The sequence below is a fragment of the Leptospira kanakyensis genome (assembly GCF_004769235.1).
Lineage (GTDB): Bacteria > Spirochaetota > Leptospiria > Leptospirales > Leptospiraceae > Leptospira_A > Leptospira_A kanakyensis.
Window position 1 is genome coordinate 130,130 of sequence record NZ_RQFG01000018.1, and the last position, 15,389, is coordinate 145,518.

A 15,389-nucleotide genomic window follows, 5' to 3' on the forward strand; every position below is an offset into this window, starting at 1 on the left:
GTGTTTAGTTTGCAAACTTACGTTTTTTAATGGAAAGAATGATTCCCACAGCAGTCATTGCCATCACCAAATGCGATCCACCATAACTCATAAATGTGAGTGGAACACCTGTTACCGGGAGAAGGCCAATCACAATCCCCACGTTGATAGCAATGTGGAAAAATATCATAGCCACAATTCCCGCTGCAAGGAGTGAGCCAAACCTGTCCTTACTTTCAAAACTAATTTGTAAACCTCGGAGTGGGATCGACATTAGGAAAAATAATAATAACACACTACCAAAAAATCCTGTTTGTTCGGCCCAGGATGCAAAAATAAAATCTGTTCCCGATTCGGGAACATGGGGAACTCTTCCTTCCGTCATCTCTCCATGAAAAAGTCCCTTTCCAAAAACCTTTCCCGATCCAACCGCTGGTTTGGAGGCTCTGAGTTGGTATCCCGCACCTTGTTTGAATTGGTCAGGATTTAAAAAAGCAGTGAGACGAATGACTTGGTTTTCACGAAATGGAATGGATTTGTGAACGGCAATGGCCGAGAGGATGGAAAGTCCCAAAATTCCAATTGTGATATAGTAGTTTCTAAGATGTTTCGAACCACGAGCAATTCGGATAAAAATCATCACCAAACTAATCAAAGCCAGTGTTCCACCGAGACCAAACATAAAGGCTTCGTTGGATAGAATTTTATATCCGACACTCGCATATTCATCTTTGACTATTTCTGCCGCTTCGCGGATCATCTGGAGATTTTTTGGATTTTCAATTCCAGGTAAGGTGAGACCAGAAACTTTTTTTCCATCTAAAATTAACCAAATTTTACCTTGGAGTTGGTTCACAAGCGAAACCAATTCTACTTTGTTATCTTTGCGAAGTAAATCGATGAGTGGTTGGATGAGTGTTAGCTGAGAGTAAGCAAGATACATGGGAACCATGAGTGATATTCCACCGAAGGTAAGTAAAGATCCAACATGTAAAATATCTGCTCCACCTAAGTACAACATGGTGAATAACATAGGTAAAAATGAAACAGCAGTTCCAAAGTCTGGTTGTAAAATGATGAAAAGCATTGGCACCAAACAAATGATAAATGGTATGATGAGTACCGTAATTTTGTGCATTTCCTTTTCTTTCAAAACCAAATATTGACCGAGAAGGATCACTGTGGCTAGTTTTGAAAACTCGGAGGCTTGGAGAGTGATGGGTCCAAGTTTTAACCAAGAACGAGCACCACGTCCAGAAGGAAGGTATCCAATTCCTGGAATTAGAGTGAGGACAAGTAAAACAATAGAAAAAATATAAATGAAGAGGGCATAAGAACCTATCAACTGGTAGTTGATCCTCGACATAAACCACATGGAGATGAGTCCCACAAAAACAAAGGTGAACTGTTTGTACCAGCGCCCAAGTCCATCTGCTGTATTAGCTTCCTGGGTGTATAAGGTCAGAACTCCTGCCATTGCCACGAGGACAACAGAGATGATGAGAAAAAAATCGAGTTTTTCTGTATTACGATCAGCCATTAAAATGCCTCTTGTTCAACGGGTGCTTCTTCTTCCATGGTTTTGGCACGTGATCTATCTGTTCTTGGGAAAGATCCTGGTGGAAAAGCCGCTTTAAATACTTCACGGGCCGCAGGAGCCGCAGAGGCCGCACCGCCAACACCATATTCTACGAATGCAGCAACTAATATCTGTTTTTCGGGCGGTGCATTGACAGGTGCATATCCAATAAACCAAGCATGGTTGGAGGAAGATGCTCCTCTTCTTCTCGTTTGTGCAGTTCCCGTTTTACCTGCAATTTCTGGTAATGTTGGTGAGTTGAGAACACCAGATGCTGTTCCAGAATAACCAACTAAATACAATCCTTCTTTGAGGGCTTCCACAGTAGAACGTTTGAGAGGAATGTCTCGTAGAATTGTAGGTTCTGTTTTTTGGATGAGAGAGTTATCAAGGGGGCTTCTAATTTCAGAAACCACATAAGGTTTGTAAATTTTTCCATTGTTGACAACAGCCATATAAAACAAAGCCATCTCAATAGGAGTGACAGAAATAAATCCCTGTCCAATGGAGAGGTTGACTGTATCTCCATCAAACCATTTGTTCCCATAAGTTCGTTTTTTCCAATCGGAACTGGGAATAAAACCAGTTGCTTCTCCGGGAAGATCAATTCCTGATTTTTTGTCTAAACCAAATAACCGTGAGTAGGCGAGAATAGGTTCTGCACCTAATTTGTATCCTAATTGGTAAAAGTATACAGAGTTAGATTTTTCTAAAGCTTGGGCAAGATTGAGTTCCCCATGGTTTTTTTTGTCCCAGTTATAGAATACTTGGTCAGGTACACCTTTGAAGGTTGACTTCAGAGTGAAGTTTGCCGGACAAGAAAACGTTTGTTTGGGATCAAAATTGATTTTATGTTCACTTTCCATGGCCGCAAGACCCACTAGGGTTTTGAAAGTAGATGCCGGTGGGAACCTGGATTGGATTGCTAAATTTAAAAAACCACCATTGTTTGTGACACGAGTGAAGTGGTTGGAACGATCTAATTTATTTTTTCCAGAAAGGATATTGGGATCGTAAGAAGGATTGGATGCCATTGCCAAAACTTCCCCTGTGGTTGCTTTGATCGCAAGGACCGTTCCTCGAACACCTTTTAGCGCACGATAGGCGGCAATCTGCATATCACGATCGATAGTTAAAATTAAATTGTTTCCAGGGACAGAATGTTCGATGACACGTTCTTCTTCGATATTTCCTTCTGTGTTTCTTTTTTGGATACGAAATCCATCTTGTCCACGAAGGGTTGTGTCATAAAGAGATTCAATCCCACCTTTACCGATGAGTTGGTAGGTTTTAATTTCTTTTTCTTGTAAGTCACTTGTGGTTGGTTTTCCTACATAACCAGTCACATGCGAAAGTGCAGGCCCCATGTGGTAAACCCGTGCTGGTGAAGAAACTAAATAAACATATCTGTTGATATTATCCAAAACAAGAATTCGTTCTTGTTGTTCGCGTGAGATTCCTTCTAAAAGTACAAAAGGTTCTCTCGAACGAATTTTTTTGATCATCCTAGAGTCTTGGAGTTCTTTTTCGTAATAAACGATGGGGATGGAAAGGGCTTCACAGAATTTGTAAATAAAATCCTTCACCTTTCTGGGATCGTTTTTGAGCAAACTTGTATTCAGAATGACATCAAGGGAGGCAGAGTTAGAAACCAATGGTTGGCTTGTTTCCGGAGTGAGAAAATTACGATCAAAAATATTTCCACGGTCTGCGGGAATGGACTCACTTCTACGGACAAAACGTTCGGCTTTTAACGAGTTCTCACTGCCTTGGACAATTTGTAAATTGAACAATTGAAGGATGTATGCAGTGAGTGTGAACACCACCATCCCCGTAAAAAAATACAATCGTTTGCGGAAACTTGTTTCTAAGCGAAACTCCGATGCCGACTGGCTCATTGCCTCACCTCATCTGCATCCAATCGGAATGCCCAAGAGAATAAAAAGAATAATGCCGGTCCAATGAATGCGTTGTACAGGGACACATACAAAAAGGAATAACTTTGGTTGGAATGAAAGAACATCAAAAATAATAAATAGGTGATGATCCTGGAAACAAGTGTGAATCCAAGTATATAAATGGTAATGGAGATATAGTTCTCTGTATAAGAACTTCGCATCACTTTTCCAACAATGTATCCAATGATGGCATAAGAAAAGGAATGAAGTCCTATTTTATAATAAACAATATTGTCTCCACCAATTTCACCACCTAGCGCGGTATCGGTGAGAAGCCCACCAAAAAATCCTAACCATAATCCATAGAGAGGGCCTTTTCTTAGGGCAAAAAAGACAACAAAGATCACCATAAAGTCAGGTCGGATTGCATTTCCTAATTCAAATACGTTGGATCCATTCAAAAAATGGGAGAGTAATAATCCGATGATGATAAATAGTTTATCTAAAATCATGGTGTCACCTCCTTAGGGCCTTCTTGTGTGGAAGGTGTGGATGGGGCAGTTGGAGTGGAATCAGGTACATTTGTATTCACAGATGGTTTTGTGTATTGAGGAGTTCCGAAAGTAGAAGGAAAGTTACCCTGTCTTTTTTCTGGTTCTTTTCCTTTTTTATTATAATCTTTTTCTTTAGGAAAATCGATTTCACCAAAATAAGGGCCATCAATTTGAATTGTTTTTTCGGCAGGCCATTCTTCTCGCCATTTTTCAGGTTGTTTCTTTAAAACAATTACGTGTAAAAGTTTGTCAAACTCAACAAACGGACGTAAGATGGCCGTTTTAAAGGATCCATTTCTTGGGCCTTCTTCAATGATGGTTCCAACAGGAATTCCCGATGGGAAAACTCCTGATCCACCCGAACTAAACACTGCCTTTCCAATTTTACTAAATCCTTCTGTAAACATTGTGCTCGCGGAGGTTGGTGGTGGATTTGGGCCCATAGGAAAGTTACCTATGGCTTTTGGATCAATCACAATCCCTGCATCAATATAATCCAACAAAACATCGGTTCCGCGACCACTGTTTCCATTGAGTGATGCCCAGAGGTTGGTTCCTGGAATTGACACTCCCATGGAGAAGTTGGAATTGATGATGGGTTGGATGACGGCAGATCCTTTAGAAACAGCGATGATTTTACCAACAAGCGCTTCGGTAAATTTACCTTTTTCGTCCAGTGATCTCGCCACAACCGGCATATAAGGTTTGATCCCTTCTTCGGAACCTTTGTTGATGATGATGGTTCTGTAAATTGCGTTCAAACGAACACTCAGCACTTCTGCTCTGACAGAAGGATAATCGATATGTAGAGGAAAGTTCAACTCTTGTCTGAGGATTGCATTTTCTGCCTTCAACCTTTCCACATCTTTGGAAAGCTGGCGGTATTCTTCCATAACGTTCAAACAAGAATCGCGCTCTTCTCTGACTCGTTCGAAGGATTCGAGTTTGTTATAACTACTTTTGATAAGGGTTCCAAAGGAATCAAAGGATCCGGAAAAAAAGTCGCCTACACCCTGAAAGCTGGCAATCCCTCTTACCATGAAGTTGCCGTTCCAAATTAGGGAAGTAAAGGAAAACAGGAATACGAAGAGTAGGGAAAACAATTCGTCATTTTGATTGATGCGATTCCACTTCATGGACTTATGTCACATTAATTTTATTGGAAAGAATCTTTCAAGCGCGAATCGAATTTGGTCAATTTTTCAATTCGCTAAGGGTTTCGGTGGAAGTACAGAGAGGTCGGGATCTCCCACCTGGCCTCTCCTCGAATGGTTTGGAGCCCTTTTGGGTTTCGAAAAACGGTGACTTGAACGTTTGTCGCCCTTGGTAGGGCAGCTCCGTGGAGTCCTAATTTGAGTCGGACTTCTCCGAGGCTAGGATCAACCACTTGTGCGAAATAAGTTTTTGTCCCCAGCTGCACAATGGCAAATTCTCGCAGGCTAAACAGCGGCCTTGGGTCATTTGCCGTCCCCAAGAATTTTGAGACCAGGGAAAGGAAGGCAGGAAAGTCTTTTGCATCCAGAGAAGATGTATAACTCAGCAAATGTTGACGGAGGTATTCTTTTGCGTGGTTGTGTGCGAGTAACACGCGGTGGCGTCTGTCCAGTTGGGTGTAGAAGGATTGGAGGAGGTTTCGTTCCTCTCTGTTGCAGCCGGCACGGAATGCCAATCTGTCGAGACGTTTGCTATGCATTCGGATTAGTTCGATTCGATGAGTGAGGTAGGCACTCATCCGAAAGGAAAGATAAAAAAATAAAACGAGAAGGACAAGTTGTAACAGGGCAAATTGGGGATCACCCTTCCAAATCCAAACTGGTTTTTCTGGAAACATTGGAGATTAGACGAATGGAAGTCAGTTTTTGTGCTTTCTATATAGGCGTATGATAAAGTAACTAGGAGTTAGATGGATGGCAGCTAACAATGGAATTCTCTAAAATCAACAAGAATCACCTTGCCATCGTCATAGTCTATTGGATTGGATTTTCTATTGGAACAATATCGCACACTGTAGACATTGCAACCATGGTTTTTTTGGGTTATTCCTTTGCTCCTCTTCCATTCAATATTTTTTGGACTTTGTTAGTTGTTTTCGACCCACTTGTCATTCTATTTTTTTTTCTGAGATTCCAATATGCAATTTCTCTGGCTGTCATCATAATGATTTTTGATATTTCCATTAACCTGGTTTATGGTTTTATCACCAAAAACAATCCAATTTTGTTCGGATTGATCACACAAATTCCCTTTGGGTGTTTTGTATTTATGACAGCAAATTATTTGTTCCCATACCAATCGATGAAGGATTTTTTGTATCCAAAATGTAACTGAAGATTTTTTTCTCGGTTAACCAAGGTTTTAAGAAGGGATTTTGTTTTTTAAAAAATAGTAGAATCTCTACAAAAAATTCTATCAAAATAAAATAATAATCTAAAAATTTGAAAAAGAGACCATCGCATAACAATGGAAAGCTAAATTTCCTGATCCTAACACCTCTTTGGAGGTCAGGTTTTCGGAAATTTTGCCAAACCGAATTTGTTAGGCCAGGTAATTCTGTTTGTGAATTAATTTAATGTATCCGAAATCATTTTTACTCATTTGTTTATTTTTTTTCAATTGTTCCTTTTTTTCCAATGATTCATATTATATAGATGGCCCGAACACAATCAGTAAAGAAGACGCAGAAAAAAAAATAGCAAAAACAATATTCCTTAAAACTGTTAGTTGCGGATATAACGCGGCCCGAGCCACTGCCATTTCAGAATTAGGGAATGAAGAAATCGAACCTCAGCCTTTCTTTCAAATTGGCGGTGGTTCCAACTCACATTCCATCATTTATGATTCTAACGCATTAGACCATTGTTTAAAATCAATCATACTTATGCCTTGCCCTAGTAATGGGATCGAAACGAATGCGGGTGATGAAGAGTATGTAAAAACACTTGTTTTTACTCGTTACCAATCCTGTACGTTTCAGCCGATCGATAATTGGGAAATTAATGAAATGATGAAAGGAAGATTATAATGGAAAACAAAAATCAGGTTTCTATCCAAATTCTTTCAAAGTGGTATTCGTTTGTTGCTGTTATTGTATGGATATTGAATGATTTGTATTTCAAATCTATATTTCATAATGATTTAACTGGTAAAATAAGCGATATTATCGGATTATTTTATACTCCCATTCTACTCACAGCTTTCATCATCTTATTTTGTAATTATAAAGATTATAGAATCAAAGAATCAAAAATTTTATTTATTACAATGGTTTTGGTTGGAATTACATTTGTTTTTTTAAACTTAAATCAAAAAACCAACGATTTATTAACTAAATACGTATGGTTTTTTATTCCTTCGAAAGGAATTGCTGATCGAACAGATCTATATTGTTTGTTAGTTTACATTCCTTTGGGTTTTGTTTTTAATCATTTCCAAAATCGTCGCTCGGAAAAACAATTTAAAGTATTAAAATATTTAACACCTATCTTTGTTAGTTTTGCTATGATCAATACATCTTCTACTGATAACTCAGATAACGATATGAGTAGATTATTTCTTTTTACGATTCTTGCAGATACAAATGATAAAATCGTAGTTCTGACTCCCCAAGATGGCGAAACATTCCAAAAATCACAAACGATAAACTTCAATTGGTCTTATAAAAACTATTATGGAATTACGGAGCCATCATTCTATGATCAGGAAAACGGCTGTGGGGTAACACAACAACTATTTGAATTAAAAAATTATACCACCGGAAAATTTCAAAATTATGTAGTGCAAATTGCAAATAACGAAGCATTTTCTCCTATAACGGCGGAAATTAATTCAAACGGAATGGAAAAAAAAGCGGCTGGGCAAATCAATAACTCTGGCACTTATTACTATAAAATTGCGTTACAATATAAAAATAAAGATGGCTGTTCTAATGCCAATTTTCTAATTTTTTTACCTCAGCCGGTTAAGAAAATATTGATTCTTGATTGACCAGTTATTTTTAGAATGCGAAAAGCGCGGTCGGTTGATCGGTAAAGGTTGTGCCACCAAACAAATCCGAGGTGCCCTTACCTCAATCCATCAAATCTACTTCTTCGAAATTTTGTGTTTGGTGGCGAAACATCCAAAGTTTATCACTTGAATAAAAATTGATAAAGGCATCACGCATTTCAAATTGATAAACGCCACGAAGTAATAAGTTTTCTTCGAATTGGGTTTCTGATGGTAAATCGATCACAATCATTCTGCGTGTGGTTGTGATGGCAACTTTGTCATAGAGGTTTGCAAAGGAACGAATGATCTCTTGTTCTAGACTAATGGTTTCCCAATGATTTGTATAACTATTAAACAAATACAATTTTCTTTCGCTCATAACGAGAGCTGCTTTGTGGCCCATAGCAACGCGGTAACGTTCCTCTCCAAAATGATGTCCTTTTTCCCATTCAGAGCTTGAGTTGCTAACACCGAGTAAATTTTTATTTGTTACTAAAATACAAAGATCCCCATAACACTGAGAATGCCAAATATGTTCGCCTCGAGTGGAATAGGAAATTTCTTGCCCATCCGATAAAAATGCCTTATAAGAAAGATGACCTTCTACAAAGTTTAAAGTAGTTTGTATGTAAGGATAAGCTGTGCGGTCTGTGACGCGACTTTCAAAAGTAGTCACGTGGCTTTGGACAGGTGGTGGTGCGTTGAGAATTCGATTGGCCTCGGGTGTCAGTTGGCGAAGAGGTGTGAGGCGAGTGTCTTGATGACCTTGTCTAGGCTCGTTCCCATCATTTCTTGGATTGGCCACAACATACCAGCTTGTAAACATAAATCCGACCAAAATGAAACGAATCATCACATATAACAGATTTCGCATATTGAATTGCCTATTGGTAATAGAATCTCAGACGGTGTCTTCGGACAACCATTTCTCCGTCTTAGACGGTGAATAGTTTTGGAGGGTGGAAAGAAGATCCTTTGCAGTTTCTAGAACTTGTACGAGGGCCGCATTTTCTTTTTTTAAAAATCCAGAACTTACCATATTTTGTATGAGCGTTAGGAGGGGATTGTAAAATCCCAGCCAATTGAGAATGATGATTGGTTTGTGGTGTAGACCTAACTGAGACCAGGTGACTACTTCAAAAAATTCTTCCATGGTTCCAAACCCACCTGGTAATACGACAAAAGCATCTGACAAATCAAACATCTTGAGTTTTCTTTCATGCATACTGTCCACAAGGATGAGTTGGTTGAGTTTGTTATGTTCGATTTCTTTCTTTTTTAGAAATTTTGGTAAAACACCTGTGACTGATCCGTTTTTGGATAAACATCCGTTGGCAACAGCTCCCATTAGACCAACACTTGCTCCTCCATATACCAATCCAATTTGGTGTGTTCCTAAATATTCACCTAACTCAAATGCTGCGTTCATATAATAAGGATCTTGTCCAGGTGAAGACCCACAATATACGGCGATATTTTTAAATTGTGTCATTGATAAAATCCAAGATATTAGACATCAGTAAACTTTGTAACTAATACTTCATTTTACAAATCCATAAATTTCTTTTGCCGGAAATTCCCATTCTGGAGTTTTTAAGGATTGGTTTTGAGGAACTTCAAACCATGGTGAGTATTGGCTATCTGATTTCAGAATGTGCATTTCTTGGGAAGGCATATAACTTTGTGCAAGAAGAAATAAAGTTTGCCCATCTTTTCCAGTGACTTGGTCTACAATCAAAACCACATGTCCAGGAGAACCAGCTTCTATCCAAACATCTCCTGGTTTTAATTCACCAATTTGTTTTTTCTTCAGTTCTGATTTTAGAGATATCGTTCCCGCATAACTATAAATAAATCTTAAGTATTCTTCGAATACATCGCGACCCGTTCCCTTTTTGAATTTTCCCGTTTTCCATTTGGTTTTGTTTCCGTTGACCTGGACTCTCTCACCCTTAGTAAAACGAGAAAATCCAACTTCCATTCCGTTACTGATCTTAAATTGGATTTTGTCATATTCTTTTAAGGAATAAAAATATTCTGCCCTTAGTTTCATCACTGCATCAGCACATTGGATAAGGTCGTCTCTCAGTAGTGGAAAATCCAAAACAGCAACATGGACTTGGTTTGTTTTTTTTCGGCCATCAAAAAGAAGGACGGGGCTACCTTGCGGTTTTAAGGGAAGATTTTGTAGATAAGTCGCAAAACTTCCATTCGGATAAGATACTCGCTTGAAATTGTTAGGTGGCGGAAAACGTTCCGTAATGGAGTCTGCAAATGAGTTTTGAATGGTAAAAAAGAAAATGGCAAAAACAAACCAAATGGTAAATTTACGGTTTTGGATTTGGTTTTGATTCAAAATAGCGAGAGCGGATTTCATTTTGTTTAGACTTGTTTCATTTTGTAATCACTAACTTGATTGATTCTTCAAGCCATGCCTCTTTGGCATCGCTGAAGGAAACTTGTTTGGTAACAATTTTTTCTGGGGTAAATACACCAGATAGAATGTAAGGGTAAAGTGCTTCCATCGAATCTTTGGATTCCACTCGGCCCAAGTGGATTTCGACACCTTGGTTGTACATTTCTAAATATGGGATTTGCCACTCGTTCGTCCAAAAGATAGAGGCTGAACTAAAAATAGCATTTCTTCCCAAGGAACGAACAGCAAAATCCCATCCCGCTTTGTGTGCAGAAGCATCACATACCAAATCATATTTTTTTGTTGGTTTGGGGAAACTGGTGAAATGTTCCACAGAAATTCCCAAAGATTCAGCCAATTGGATTCGCATAGAATCTGTATCAACATAGACCACTTCGGCTTTTTTTGTTTGGTGGAGAAATAAAGCTGTATAAAGTCCAATACTTCCCGCAAGTCCACCCACAACGAGAACCTTAGGATCTTTTTTTTGATGCAAAAATCTGCCTGCTAGTTTCCAAACTTCTGCAATGTTATCACTTAGGCTTGCGATCCCAACGGGGTTTATTTTAGGATTTATCGGAAATAACATTTGTTTGGCGAATGGAATTTTGATTTCATCAGCAATGGCCCCACCAAAAGAATGAGCGCCAGGTGGCATCCCATACCCAGAAGTGTAAGGTATAGATTCGCAGGAATTGGAATGGTGATTCAGGCAAGCGGGACAGGATCCGCAAGAAATTTGAAAGGTGCTTGCCACCGTCATTCCCACTGGATATAAATCCGTCAAATCTTCGGAAACAGTTTTAATTTTACCAACAAACTCGTGTCCTACGGGGAAGGGAGCACGAAATAAAGTTTCGCCACGAAGGATGGGTAAATCCAAATCACAACGAGCAATGGAAATGGGTTCCACAATGACTTGGTTCTTGCCAGTGACCGTGAGTGGTTCTACTTCTTCCCATTCTAAAATTCCTTTTTTACGAAACATCAATCGACGCATATCACCCTCTGTATACCGATTGGTCTATTTTGTTTTGGTTCAAAAAATAAAACAACTAGAATTGTTTAAACCAATCGGGAACTTTTGGAAGTTCTGATTCGTACCAAGTCCAATCTCCGAGTACGGTTGTGATTGGTTTATCCGAATCCAAAGCCAACTGTAAACCCCGGCCCAAATCTTTTCGTTCCGTCGGACGATAGGGAGTATTAAACCCAGATTGAAATGATTCTTTTTCATGTTCCCAAGCATAGTGGAGAAAAAAATCCATAAACTTTTGGTCAGAGGTTTCAAATCGTCTTTTTAATGTTAGTAGGTTAGGGTCATTTGTTTTTTTCATTGTTCGTTGGAGGACAATAGAGATTCCCCGGACACTTTTTGAAAAAAATGTACCTGCTCGAACAATCTTTCTTTTTTTCGGATTTTCCAATGCCCAAAGATCCGCTTTGTATTTGGCAACTCCCATAGATCCGTAAAAAGACAAAGTATGACTGAGCCAATAAAACGCTGAATAGGCGACCGAAACCTCTGGTTTTAAAGTTTTTTCCAATTGCAAAAGTGGATACAAACAAATCCCGAGAGTGTCTTCAATTTGTTTGGGACTACTCTCAGCAATCGGGAAACCCACTTCACCGAGTGCCGGTGTGTAGACTAGTGCTTTGAATTCGGGAGAAATATTTTGGGATTTGAGGTCTGCCAAAATCTTTTCGGCGAGTCCTGGCTCGGCCTTTTTGTCAAAAAATGTAAGATCTGCATTCGACACTGGTTCATTTGTTGTAGTTGATGTTATGATATAGGCAGAAGGATCCTTCTCTTTGAGAGATTTGATGGCACTTTGGCCAGCTTCCCCCGAACCTCCGATGACCAAATATTGATTTTGTCTCATGAATTCCTGCCTGAATGGTTAGAAGATTTGAATTTTCGATTGATCCGTCAAAACTCTCCTGTTTTATTTATCGGAACAAGCGAAATATGAAAACGATCTTATCCTGTTCTAATTGTTTTAGTGGCCATTCTGTTTCTACTTCCAAATTGGAGGGAAAAAAAGGGAAATACCGCTGTAAAAAATGTTCTACTTGGAACCATTTTGATTATCATGTTCACACCAAATCGGAAAACACCGACTCACTTGTGTTATTTGACCTTCATTTTAAAGATCAAATACCTGAACACAAACTCCAAGGCCAAATTTTTGGAAGATATACAACCGATTTTATTACAGATTGGTCGAACGAAGAATTGGTTTTTTTAAAAGATGAAGAAGGAACCGAAAATGACGTCAGAATTTCAATTTCAGGATTACCGGAATTATCCAGATTAAAAAACTTACTTTTTGATATCACAACAGAATCACCTTCTAAAACTTTAAGTATCATTATCAATCAAAATGTAAATGTGTCGCAAGTTCGATTGTCAATCACAGTGGTTTCATTAGATGACCATTCTGTTTCAGGAAAATTGTATTTAGCTATCGCTGATGAATGGAATACCTTATTACATGGAAGTTTTACGGCCACTCATATCTATAAAATTCAATTTGATGAACATGGTGATCCTGATAAAAAAATTCCAGAATTTATCTCAAATGAATTATCTGCAAAAATTTATGCCCTCTCCGGAAATATTTTGGCATTACAAGAAATTTTTTCCTTATTAGACGATGAACATAAAGATGAATTATTAACTCTAGTAATGTATCATTGGCCGGAAAATCAAAATACAGTTTCCGAGGTTCATTTTAAAGAAGAGAACTTACAAGTTGTATTCCAACTCAGCCAAAAGAAATTAAATGAGACCTTAATCTATTTACTCTCCAACCAAGTGGTTCCTAATTTGAATCATTGGAAACTTATCCATGAAGTAGTTTGTCATTCGGAAATGGAACCTTTGTTCATTCCACTTTTGAAACATAAATTTCCAGAAGGATATGAAAACCACTTAGGTTCTAGTTTGGAATCCAAAAACGATGACAAAACTTTGGACTGGCTAGATGGTGATGATGTTTATCTTTTGGATTCTTTTGTTCGCACTGTTGGTTCTTTGGATTATGTAATCAACGATTCTATTCGTAATCCTCTCGGTTTTTCTCTTTTACAAGAATCATTTGCCCGTGCCAGATATAAGTCCTCTATGCGACTTCTGGAAAGAGGAGCAGACCCCAACCATTTAGACGCAAATGGAGAAACGGCAATCTTCAAGTTGTGCCAAGATAGTACTTTGCGTTTACAAGAAAAAACGGCTCTTATGGATGAACTCATTCGCAGAGGAGCCAAAGTGAATATTCAGTCGGTGAATGGGATGACTCCTTTGCATTGGTGTTCCGTTTTTGGAGAGCCAAGTTTAGCAAAGAGACTCATCACTGCCGGTGTGGACATTCATACATCAGATAACAGTGGTAGTACGGCACTTCATGAAGCCTGTAAATTTGGAAATTCAGCGGTTCTTGCTTTGTTATTGGAGTCTGGTGCTAAATCCAATGCAAAAACATTGGATGAAAAAACAGGTAGAGACCTTGCCTTTGAAAATTTAGAAATTGCTGAATTGGAAGGAGATGAGGAGAAAAAGAACAGATGCCAACGAGTTCTTTCTCTCCTGGATGTTTACGGTGGTTAGGTTGTTTTTCCCTTTTTGATTGTAGTTTTTATAACAAAACGTAAGACCAAATACAAAACAAAACCGGCTGGCCCAAAGTAAAATGTTAGAGCTAAAACGGGGATCAGTAGGAAACGATTGATCCCTTCTTTGATACTGTCCTCTACTTCCCAAGTTCCAAGAAACAAATCAAACGCCAGGTAATGAACCCATCCTCCGAGTAAAAAAAAGTCGTTCGCAAATAACGATCTAACTGATTCCAAACTAGAAAAATCACCGTTTGCCTCTCCATTTCCAATGAGGATGGCAAAAATATAAACTCCGCCAAGGAGTAATCCAGATATAAAAACTCTTAAAGGACGAATCACTTTTGTTTGGTTTGGTGAAAGAATTAAAATCAACCAAGAAAGAAGTGTAATGCCGTTGGCAATTTTAAAAATTAAGGAAGGGTTCATACAGTGGCCTCATGTGAAAATATTTTTGGTTGTATCACTAATTTGAAAAGACAAAGGAAAACGATCACTATCGAAATTCCATAAATACTTGTGTAAACTGGATTTATATAAAATACAGATTCACCATTTAATGTTTGGATCACCATCACCACATTCATTAGTAATAATACAATCCCTGTGGTTCGAACAAGTAGTAGGTTCTGAATGGAATTTCTTTTTCCCATTAAAAAAGCTGCTAGAAAAACAAAAATCTGCATTACATGCATTCCAAAAAAATGAGGGACACGCATATCTCCAATTTTTGTACTCCAACCAAAAAATATGATTCCTTTCCCTGGATCACCCGTACCAAAATTATGTGTGCCGCTCGCTTGAAAGATTCCTTGTTTGATGGATTCCATTTGATCAGGGCGAGGTGAAGTCATAAAAAACGCAATGATCATGGCAAAACCGGCAATGCCTAGTCCCCAAACAAGGCTTTCTTTGACAGATTGAAAAATGGATTCCTTTTTAAAAATTTGGTAACCAATCCAAAGATGGAAGACCCAAAAGATGGAAATACTTGTCCCCATTACTGAATAAACAATTTGGTTCCAAGTAGTTGTAATATTGAAGTGACTCGCCTCTCCGCGTGCTGCCTGTAAGGTGATAAAAAAAATTTCAATGGCAGAAGTGACGGTTAATACCATTTGGATTTTCTGTTGGTGTTTCCAATCTTTTAAAAAGGTAAAAATCACCCAAACAGTAGTGAAAGAATACAAACCCACGGACAGGGTAAATTTCAGGGGTTTGGTCCATACACTTGTCCCTAAAAGGGTTCTTGTGTCGAGGAATAGGAGGGGGAGGATGGCAACTGTGAGTACTGCCATAACCATCCCATTCCAAAAAAGTGGTTGTTTTCTGTAGTTGGCAAATTCCATAATGTAGACAGT

16 protein-coding genes are annotated in these 15,389 nt (G+C 38.6%); 4 read left to right on the forward strand and 12 right to left on the reverse strand.

Going from position 1 to position 15,389, the window contains the following annotated elements; all coding sequences use genetic code 11:
- Positions 1-4: 4 nt before the first annotated feature.
- The 5 genes from rodA to EHQ16_RS13120 form a co-directional block, all read right to left on the reverse strand.
- Positions 5-1,519, reverse strand: a complete 1,515-nt coding sequence (gene rodA / locus EHQ16_RS13100; protein WP_135585541.1) for a rod shape-determining protein RodA — start codon at positions 1,517-1,519, stop codon at positions 5-7.
- Positions 1,519-3,456 (reverse strand): penicillin-binding protein 2, encoded by a 1,938-nt coding sequence (gene mrdA / locus EHQ16_RS13105; RefSeq protein ID WP_135633895.1) that lies wholly within the window; start codon positions 3,454-3,456, stop codon positions 1,519-1,521. The genes rodA and mrdA overlap by 1 nt, the downstream gene beginning before the upstream one ends.
- On the reverse strand, positions 3,453-3,968 hold the full coding sequence (mreD, locus tag EHQ16_RS13110) for a rod shape-determining protein MreD (protein ID WP_135633893.1): 516 nt from the start codon (positions 3,966-3,968) through the stop codon (positions 3,453-3,455). The genes mrdA and mreD overlap by 4 nt, the downstream gene beginning before the upstream one ends.
- A complete protein-coding gene (gene mreC / locus EHQ16_RS13115) occupies positions 3,965-5,146 on the reverse strand; it encodes a rod shape-determining protein MreC (protein ID WP_135633891.1) in 1,182 nt (393 codons plus the stop codon). The genes mreD and mreC overlap by 4 nt, the downstream gene beginning before the upstream one ends.
- Before the next feature lie 74 nt (positions 5,147-5,220).
- Positions 5,221-5,841 (reverse strand): hypothetical protein, encoded by a 621-nt coding sequence (locus EHQ16_RS13120; protein WP_135633889.1) that lies wholly within the window; start codon positions 5,839-5,841, stop codon positions 5,221-5,223.
- An 89-nt stretch (positions 5,842-5,930) separates the two neighbouring features.
- On the opposite strand from EHQ16_RS13120, the gene EHQ16_RS13125 reads away from it, so the two are divergent.
- The 3 genes from EHQ16_RS13125 to EHQ16_RS13135 all read left to right on the forward strand — a co-directional run bounded on the left by EHQ16_RS13125 (position 5,931) and on the right by EHQ16_RS13135 (position 7,994).
- Positions 5,931-6,338, forward strand: a complete 408-nt coding sequence (locus tag EHQ16_RS13125) for a hypothetical protein (RefSeq protein ID WP_135633887.1) — start codon at positions 5,931-5,933, stop codon at positions 6,336-6,338.
- 241 nt (positions 6,339-6,579) lie between these two features.
- Positions 6,580-7,032, forward strand: coding sequence for a hypothetical protein (locus tag EHQ16_RS13130; protein ID WP_135633885.1), 453 nt, complete (start codon positions 6,580-6,582; stop codon positions 7,030-7,032).
- Positions 7,032-7,994, forward strand: a complete 963-nt coding sequence (locus EHQ16_RS13135) for a hypothetical protein (protein WP_135633884.1) — start codon at positions 7,032-7,034, stop codon at positions 7,992-7,994. The genes EHQ16_RS13130 and EHQ16_RS13135 overlap by 1 nt, the downstream gene beginning before the upstream one ends.
- Positions 7,995-8,076: 82 nt before the next feature.
- Here the strand turns inward: EHQ16_RS13135 and EHQ16_RS13140 are convergent, their stop codons facing one another.
- From EHQ16_RS13140 to EHQ16_RS13160, 5 genes are read right to left on the reverse strand one after another with little or no spacing between them, the layout of a single operon-like run.
- Positions 8,077-8,871 (reverse strand): hypothetical protein, encoded by a 795-nt coding sequence (locus EHQ16_RS13140; RefSeq protein WP_135633882.1) that lies wholly within the window; start codon positions 8,869-8,871, stop codon positions 8,077-8,079.
- 27 nt (positions 8,872-8,898) lie between these two features.
- Complete coding sequence (locus EHQ16_RS13145; RefSeq protein WP_135633880.1) at positions 8,899-9,489, reverse strand: LOG family protein; 591 nt, start codon at positions 9,487-9,489, stop codon at positions 8,899-8,901.
- Positions 9,490-9,537: 48 nt separating this feature from the next.
- Positions 9,538-10,374: a DUF4846 domain-containing protein gene (locus tag EHQ16_RS13150; RefSeq protein ID WP_135633878.1), complete on the reverse strand. Its 837-nt coding sequence runs from the start codon at positions 10,372-10,374 to the stop codon at positions 9,538-9,540.
- 16 nt (positions 10,375-10,390) lie between these two features.
- The gene (locus EHQ16_RS13155) at positions 10,391-11,413 is read right to left on the reverse strand and encodes a zinc-dependent alcohol dehydrogenase (RefSeq protein WP_135633877.1); all 1,023 of its coding nucleotides are present in this window, start codon (positions 11,411-11,413) and stop codon (positions 10,391-10,393) included.
- Between the two features lie 55 nt (positions 11,414-11,468).
- Positions 11,469-12,296, reverse strand: coding sequence for a hypothetical protein (locus tag EHQ16_RS13160; RefSeq protein ID WP_135633875.1), 828 nt, complete (start codon positions 12,294-12,296; stop codon positions 11,469-11,471).
- Positions 12,297-12,382: 86 nt separating this feature from the next.
- Here EHQ16_RS13160 and EHQ16_RS13165 point away from each other — a divergent pair, with 86 nt between their 5' ends.
- Complete coding sequence (locus tag EHQ16_RS13165; RefSeq protein ID WP_135633873.1) at positions 12,383-14,023, forward strand: ankyrin repeat domain-containing protein; 1,641 nt, start codon at positions 12,383-12,385, stop codon at positions 14,021-14,023.
- Here EHQ16_RS13165 and EHQ16_RS13170 read toward each other — a convergent pair.
- Together EHQ16_RS13170 and EHQ16_RS13175 are read right to left on the reverse strand one after the other, a co-directional pair.
- A complete protein-coding gene (locus EHQ16_RS13170; RefSeq protein WP_135633871.1) occupies positions 14,020-14,457 on the reverse strand; it encodes an ABA4-like family protein in 438 nt (145 codons plus the stop codon). The two genes, EHQ16_RS13165 and EHQ16_RS13170, sit on opposite strands and share 4 nt — an antisense overlap.
- A complete protein-coding gene (locus tag EHQ16_RS13175; protein ID WP_135635476.1) occupies positions 14,454-15,377 on the reverse strand; it encodes a hypothetical protein in 924 nt (307 codons plus the stop codon). Before EHQ16_RS13175 ends, EHQ16_RS13170 begins: the two co-directional genes overlap by 4 nt.
- Between the last annotated feature and the right edge of the window lie 12 nt (positions 15,378-15,389).